Origin of the sequence: Mycobacterium innocens, from assembly GCF_900566055.1 — a bacterium.
In the GTDB taxonomy this organism is placed as follows: domain Bacteria; phylum Actinomycetota; class Actinomycetes; order Mycobacteriales; family Mycobacteriaceae; genus Mycobacterium; species Mycobacterium innocens.
Window position 1 is genome coordinate 26,850 of record NZ_UPHQ01000123.1, and the last position, 6,976, is coordinate 33,825.

A 6,976-nucleotide genomic window follows, 5' to 3' on the forward strand; every position below is an offset into this window, starting at 1 on the left:
GACTGCTCATGACGACACTCAGCGATGCCGTGGCCCTGGCCGCCGCCGACAAAGGCTTGGCCGTGGTCTCCACCGTTCGCGCAGACGGCACCGTGCAGGCATCGCTGGTCAATGTCGGTCTGTTGACGCATCCCGCCGGTAGCGAATCCGTCCTGGGCTTCACCACGTACGGCAAGGTCAAGCTCACCAATCTGCGGGCCCGGCCGCAGCTGGCCGTCACCTTCCGCAACGGCTGGCGGTGGGCAACCGTCGAGGGCCGCGCCGAACTCGTCGGACCCGAGGACTCCCAGCCGTGGTTGAGCGACGAGGAACAGCTGCGGCTGCTGCTTCGCGACGTCTTCATTGCAGCGGGTGGCACCCACGACGACTGGGACGAGTACGACCGGGTGATGGCCGCGGAGCGCCGTGCCGTGGTGTTGATCGAGCCGACCCGCGTGTACGGCAACGGTTAGGCTGCCGCCGTGACGCTGCTGATCGATGACCAGAATCGGGTACGCACGCTCACCCTGAACCGGCCCGAGGCACTCAACGCCTTCAACGAAGCCCTCTACGACGCCACCGCGCAGGCCCTGTTGGACGCGGCCCGGGATCCAGGGGTTTCCGTGGTGTTGCTGACCGGCTCGGGTCGCGGCTTCAGCGCCGGTACCGATCTCGCCGAGATGCAGGCACGCATCACCGATCCCGGCTTCGAAGAGGGACGATACGGCTTCCGGGGGCTCATCGAGTCGCTCGGCAGTTTCCCCAAACCGCTGATCTGCGCGGTCAACGGCGTCGGCGTGGGGATCGGCACCACCATTCTCGGCTACGCCGACCTGGCGTTCATGTCCTCGACGGCGCGCCTGAAATGCCCGTTCACCAGCCTTGGGGTGGCACCTGAAGCGGCGTCGTCATATCTGCTGCCGCAGCTGGTGGGCCGGCAGAACGCGGCCTGGCTGCTGATGTCTTCGGAATGGGTGGACGCCGCGGAGGCATTGCGGATGGGGCTGATCTGGCGTGTCTGCGAACCGGCGGCGCTGCTCCCCGAGGCCCGCCGGCATGCCGAAATCCTTGCGGCCCAGCCGCTTTCGAGCCTGATGGCGGTTAAGCACACCATCGTCGAACCGATCCGTCCCGAGATAGCTGCCGCCAGCGCCCGGGAGAATGCCCATTTCGCCGAGTTGATGGGCGGCCAAGCCAACACCGCGGCGTTGGCCGATTTCACCAAGCGGCGGACATAGACCAGACATAGCCCGACCCGGGCGCGACCTCAGACCGCAGCCGGTTGGGTAGCCGCTGCGATAATCGCCCGCAAGGTGCGGCGGCAACGTCCACAATCGCTGCCCGCGCCGCAGGCCGCGGCGACTTCCTTGGAAGTCGCCGCACCACGGGCGACGGCCTCGCACACGGTCTGGTTGGTAGCTCCAACACACAGACACACGTACATCAGCAAACTCCCACTCGATGCTCGCTCATGACATCCTCCGTAATCGGAGTGGCCAGGGGAGCCACCGAACGAACGGTCCGCATATTAGTAGAGTCTAACCTAAGTAGGTTAGTGCAGTCTAACCTAAGCCAATCCCGGCCCATCCCGCCGGCGCCGTGCATGACGCGCCGACGTCGCAACAAAGACTGCGCCCGCGCCCACTTGCTGCACTAGATTGAAACGCGGCACCCGAAGGTGCTGCTAGAACCCGCCATGATGGTGCTCCAGCCCAGCCCATCTGCTGCGGCAAAAGATGCCAGCCTTCACACCGTAGGAGTGATCATGCAAGGTGATCCGGATGTCTTGCGTCTGCTCAACGAACAATTGACCAGCGAGCTGACCGCTATCAATCAATACTTTCTGCACTCCAAGATGCAGGAGAACTGGGGCTTTACCGAACTGGCGGCCAAAACCCGCGCCGAGTCGTTCGACGAAATGCGGCATGCCGAGGCGATTACCGATCGGATCCTGCTGCTCGACGGGTTGCCGAACTACCAGCGAATCGGCTCGTTACGGGTCGGCCAGACACTGCGCGAACAATTCGAAAGCGATATCGCGATCGAAATCGAAGTACTGGATCGGCTCAAGCCCGGAATCATCATGTGCCGCGAAAAGCAGGACACCACCAGTGCGCAGCTGCTAGAACAAATTGTGGCCGATGAGGAGCTGCATCTCGACTACCTGCAAACGCAGCTGGAACTGATGGAGAAACTCGGAGAGGCACTGTACTCGGCGCAGTGCGTCTCCCGGCCGCCGACCTGATATCCGATCGAGATTCCGCGGGCAGCACTCCTGGGTATCGCGCACGGGCTCGAACTCCGACGGGAGGCAGATATGACGATCCCGACGGCATCCCGGACTGCTGCCGCGGATACTCGATCTCCCTGCCTATCGATCAGCCCGGCACGACGCAATGTCATCTTCATGGCATTGATGCTCGGGGTGCTGGTCGCGGCGATGGACCAGACCGTCGTCGTGCCCGCGTTGCCGACGATCGTCGCCGAGCTGGGGGCCTCTGTTCACCAATCGTGGGCCATCACCAGCTACCTGCTGGGCGGCACCATCGTTGTCGTGGTGGCCGGCAAGCTGGGCGACCTGCTCGGTCGCAAGCGGGTGCTGCAGGGCTCGGTCCTGGTCTTCCTGCTCGGCTCCGTGCTGTGCGGGGTGGCGGACACGATGACCATGCTGGCGATTTCGCGGGCTGTGCAGGGCGTGGGCGCCGGTGCGATTTCGGTGACGGCGGCCGCGTTGGTCGGTGAAGCCTTCCCACTGCGGGACCGCGGCCGCTACCAGGGTATTTTGGGCGCCGTGTTCGGGGTGACGACCGTCGCGGGCCCGCTGCTGGGCGGCTTTTGCACCGACTATATGAACTGGCGTTGGGCATTTTGGATCAACCTGCCGATCTCGATCGTGGTCATCGCCGTGGCCGCAACGGCCATTCCCGCGTTGCCCCGCCGCCCCAAGCCGGCTATCGACTACCTCGGGATCATGGTCATTGCGTTGGCCACGACGGCCTTGATCGTGGCCACCAGCCTGGGCGGAAGCACCTACTCGTGGGGCTCGGCGCCGATCATGGGGCTGTTCGTCGGCGCCACGGTGGCGCTGGGTGTCTTCGTGTGGGTCGAGGGCCGAGCCGCCTCGGGTATCCTCCCGCCCCGCCTGTTTCGCAACCAGGTGTTCGCCGTGTGCTCCGTGCTGTCGTTGATGGTCGGGTTTGCGATGCTGGGCGCGCTGACCTTCGTGCCGATGTACCTGCGCTACGTCGAGGGCGCCTCGGCGACCGTCTCGGGGCTACGTACGTTGCCGATGGTGGTCGGCCTGCTGACCACCTCGGTGGGCGCGGGCGTCATGGTCGGCCGGACGGGCCGGTACAAGATTTTCCCGGTCGCGGGGACGGCGCTGATGTCCATCGCTTTCCTGCTGCTGTCACGGATGGACGAGTCGACGCCGTGGCTGGTGCAGTCGCTGTACCTGGTGCTCCTGGGTGCCGGGATCGGCTTGTCCATGCAGGTGCTCATTCTCATCGTGCAGAACACCTCCCGCTTTGAGGACCTCGGCGTCGCCACCTCGGGCGTGACCTTCTTCCGCGTGGTCGGCGCCTCGTTTGGTGCCGCGATATTCGGCGCGCTGTTCGCAACCTTCCTGGGCCGGCGGATAGGTCCCGCGCTGGTCGCCAGCGGCGCGCCCGTCGAGGCCGCACACTCTCCGGCCGTCTTGCACCGCCTGCCGCACTACGCTGCATCGCCGATCGTGCGGGCCTATGCCGAGTCGCTCAACCAGGTATTTTTGTGCGCGGCCGTGGTCGCCCTGGCCGGCTTCATACTCGCGTTGTTCCTGCGGGAGGTTCCGCTCGCCGATATCCATGACAGCCCGGCCTGCCTCGGAGACGGCTTCGCCGTGCCCAGAACGAAAACTCCTGAGGACGTGCTGGAAATCGCGGTCACCCATCTGCTGCACGAAGCTCCCGAGGTGCGGCTGCCGAATCTTGCTGCGGCGTACCAGGATTCGGAGCTCGACGTCGCCGCGCTGTGGGGTGTACTGCGGATCTATCAATACGAACGGTCCTTCGAGACCGCGAGGCTCACCGACATTGCCAAACACCTGCACCTGCCCCATCAGGTGCTGGAACCGGTCTTCGACCGGCTGGTCCAGACCGGCTATGCGTCACGCGACGGCGATGTCCTGTCGCTGACCGCCGCCGGGCTCGGCCAGATCGATGCCCTCTCCGGCTTGCTCCGGAAGTGGCTTGTCGACCACTTGGCCGTAGCGCCCGACGTGGAGCAGCAGCCCGACCACCAGGAATTCGAAGCCGCTCTGCAACGGCTCACCGACGGGGTGCTGGTTCAGCGCGATTGGTACGAAGACTTGGACGAGCTGGCGCCGGCGGGCAGCCTCGCTGCCGCCAAGTAGGACCCGCGCCGTCGACGCAGGTCTTGGAGCCCACCTTCAGCCGACTGGTTGCCACGGGATATGTGGCGCGCGACGCCGATCACATGTCGCTGACAGCCGCGGGGGTCCACCAGGTCGAATCGTGTACTCGCTGCTGTTGAACCGGATCGCGGACAAACTGGCCAGATCGCCCGGCTTCGCACGCCGGCCGGATCGCCGCGAAGTGGGAACGGCTCTCCGACATATTGTGTATCATGTTCTGGCGCAGCGTGATTGGGGCCATGACCGGGCCGGCGACGCGCCGACGGTGGCTACCCCTGCGGTAATCTCCACTCCCACCGGCGCAATACCGCACCCGCATTGACCGACAGCGCGCCACCCGCGCGTACCATCGCGCCATGAGCCGAATCGGAACTTTCGCCGACGACGACGTGGCCGGCTGGATCACAAAATCCCCTGAGCTTGGCGGCGCGCTGGCCGCCTTCAGCCGGGCGGTCTACACCAGCAACCGGTTGCCGATGCGCACCCGCGAGCTTGCCCGCGCGGTGATTGCCGACAACAACGAGTGCACTGTCTGCGCCAACACCCGCGATGCCGACGGACCCGCCGCCGGGGTCCACGAGGACCTCTACGCCCACGCGGCCGAATGGCGCACCTGGCCGGGCTATAGCGAACAGGAGCGGCTGGCAGCCGAGTTCGCGTACCGGTTCGCCACCGAGCACACCGTGCTGCGTGACGACGACGATTTCTGGAGCCGCTGCGGCGAACACTTCTCCGATGAATTGCTCGCCGACTTGGCCTTGTCCTGCGCGCTGTGGGTGGGCATGGGGCGGGTCTTGCGGACCCTGGACATCGGTCAGGCTTGCCGGGTGACCTTACCCAGCCGAGCCTGAAAACAGGCCCGACGCTGTGTTGGGTGACGTTGTGACGCAGCAGAATTCGTAACGGGGAACTTCAGAAGAAGTCGGTCGCGTCGATGAGCCAGCCGGCGTCGGCATTCGTACGCGGCTGTACCGTGAAATAAATCAATATGCGACTCGGCTGTTACGGTGTGGTTTGTGCACCCTTTTCGGGGCCGCCAATCTGTAGGAGCGGTAGGAGACAAGTGTCATGCTTTCTTTCCGCGATCATCGAGTCGAGGATTACACGGAATTAGCCGATATGGACGGCACCGACGTGGGTGTCTTGACTGGAGATGACCGGGACTGTCTGAGTGATCTCGGCGCCTATCTGGTCGCGGCTGATGCCTGGCAGCGGTTTGGTGTGTGGCTGTTGCACAAGCATTTCGATCCCGAACCGGGCGAGGTATTCGTCGAACGTGTCATCGACTGGCCGCCGCAGACCCACACTATCCCGATTGAGCGAAATGCGTTCTCCCCAGCGGGTTTGCGTGCTACTGCAGTGCGGTTCAAGAGCGAGGAGGCCTGCGAAATGAGCCTCGTTGGCATGGAGTTCGCTGGACCGGCCGACTTCGGCGACACAGCCCCGATCAACGACTCCGACGAGGAGGTGTTGGCCGGACTGGCCCAACGGCTGCATGCCCACGGCAAAGTCGACCGCTTCGGCGTGCGGCTAATCCGCAACCCTTTAGGGCTATCCGAAACAAAAGTGCTTTCCGAGACGTGCGACCCGTGGCGCCGAGCATTGCACTGCGATGTCATCGACCGCGCGCAAACTCCCGACCAACGTCCTCGAAACATACTGGCAATGGAAACCCATCCTGACTGAAACCGGACCCATAGCGACTCTGACGTTCCTCACGGGATGCAGGCAATTTTGCACGCCCCTCGGCAGCGGCGTGCATCACCACACCATCACTAAACGTAGAGCGGGTCGTGTCAAACTAACGCAGTGGCATCAAATACCCAGCTGGTGTCCGCGTTTGCAAGGTTCTCAAAGTGGTTCGGCGGCGCGAAACTGACCAGGCTGTTGAAGTCCCAATAGTCCTTCCACACGGCGATCTTCCCGTCGACCACCTTGTGGACGCTGACGAACCTGAGCAGGCCGCGTTCGCCGGTGCTGAACGTCCAGGTCTCGGAATGCTCGTACATCACCTCGGATCCGTTGGACAGCAGCAGCCCGTCGTGGTTTTGGTAGTCGGCGAGCGGCTCCAGTCCGAGCTTCAGTCGCGTCACGATGTCGTCGGGACCACGCGCGGCCAGCGCCGGCACCGGCATGTCGACGTATAGGCAGTCCACGGCGAGAAACGTCTTGACGGCATCCCAATCGCGCTGGGCGAGGACCCGCCACAGCCCGAGCACCACATCCCTGGCTTCGATCGGAGAAGTGTCTGTCATAACGGCCCATGACACTCGGTACCGGTGCCGGTGTCAACCGCCGCGAGCGGCCCGCTGAACCGCGCGTCGCGCCTTCTCATCCCTCAGCTTGCAAAGCGATGGCTGCCGACCGCCACTTACCCGCTCGGGCTATGCCCCTCGGCTGACCGGCCCCCATATGGCGGCTTCGGCCAGGTCGGGGTGTCAACACGGTTTGGACTTAGGACTCGTGATTAAATAACGTCGTTTTTGCTGGTTTCGGGCGCTACGGTTGTGCTATGGCGGATCTGGCGGACTCGGTGGCGCGGCGGTACGCGGTGATGGGACCGCATTTGTCGGAGTTTCAGCG

Annotated in this window: 8 protein-coding genes; 6 read left to right on the forward strand and 2 right to left on the reverse strand. The window is 64.2% G+C overall.

Features of this window, described 5'->3' with window-relative positions:
- Positions 1-8 precede the first annotated feature (8 nt).
- Together EET03_RS13755 and EET03_RS13760 are read left to right on the forward strand one after the other, a co-directional pair.
- Entirely contained in the window at positions 9-452 is a 444-nt protein-coding gene (locus EET03_RS13755) for a TIGR03618 family F420-dependent PPOX class oxidoreductase (protein ID WP_075543926.1), read from the forward strand.
- A 9-nt stretch (positions 453-461) separates the two neighbouring features.
- Positions 462-1,217: an enoyl-CoA hydratase/isomerase family protein gene (locus EET03_RS13760; protein WP_075543925.1), complete on the forward strand. Its 756-nt coding sequence runs from the start codon at positions 462-464 to the stop codon at positions 1,215-1,217.
- A 29-nt stretch (positions 1,218-1,246) separates the two neighbouring features.
- On the opposite strand, the gene EET03_RS13765 is transcribed toward EET03_RS13760, so the two are convergent.
- Positions 1,247-1,423: a (2Fe-2S)-binding protein gene (locus tag EET03_RS13765; protein WP_081254821.1), complete on the reverse strand. Its 177-nt coding sequence runs from the start codon at positions 1,421-1,423 to the stop codon at positions 1,247-1,249.
- Positions 1,424-1,744: 321 nt separating this feature from the next.
- On the opposite strand from EET03_RS13765, the gene bfr reads away from it, so the two are divergent.
- From bfr to EET03_RS13790, 4 genes are all read left to right on the forward strand, one after another.
- Positions 1,745-2,224, forward strand: coding sequence for a bacterioferritin (gene bfr, locus EET03_RS13770; RefSeq protein WP_063469896.1), 480 nt, complete (start codon positions 1,745-1,747; stop codon positions 2,222-2,224).
- Positions 2,225-2,260: 36 nt separating this feature from the next.
- Entirely contained in the window at positions 2,261-4,372 is a 2,112-nt protein-coding gene (locus EET03_RS13775; RefSeq protein ID WP_279637698.1) for an MDR family MFS transporter, read from the forward strand.
- Positions 4,373-4,749: 377 nt separating this feature from the next.
- Complete coding sequence (locus tag EET03_RS13785; RefSeq protein WP_075543922.1) at positions 4,750-5,244, forward strand: carboxymuconolactone decarboxylase family protein; 495 nt, start codon at positions 4,750-4,752, stop codon at positions 5,242-5,244.
- 217 nt (positions 5,245-5,461) lie between these two features.
- The gene (locus EET03_RS13790) at positions 5,462-6,079 is read left to right on the forward strand and encodes a hypothetical protein (RefSeq protein ID WP_136625696.1); all 618 of its coding nucleotides are present in this window, start codon (positions 5,462-5,464) and stop codon (positions 6,077-6,079) included.
- A gap of 110 nt (positions 6,080-6,189) precedes the next feature.
- Here EET03_RS13790 and EET03_RS13795 read toward each other — a convergent pair whose 3' ends face one another.
- Positions 6,190-6,648 carry a nuclear transport factor 2 family protein gene (locus tag EET03_RS13795; RefSeq protein WP_075543920.1) on the reverse strand — a complete coding sequence of 153 codons (459 nt, stop codon included), beginning with the start codon at positions 6,646-6,648 and terminating at the stop codon, positions 6,190-6,192.
- Between the last annotated feature and the right edge of the window lie 328 nt (positions 6,649-6,976).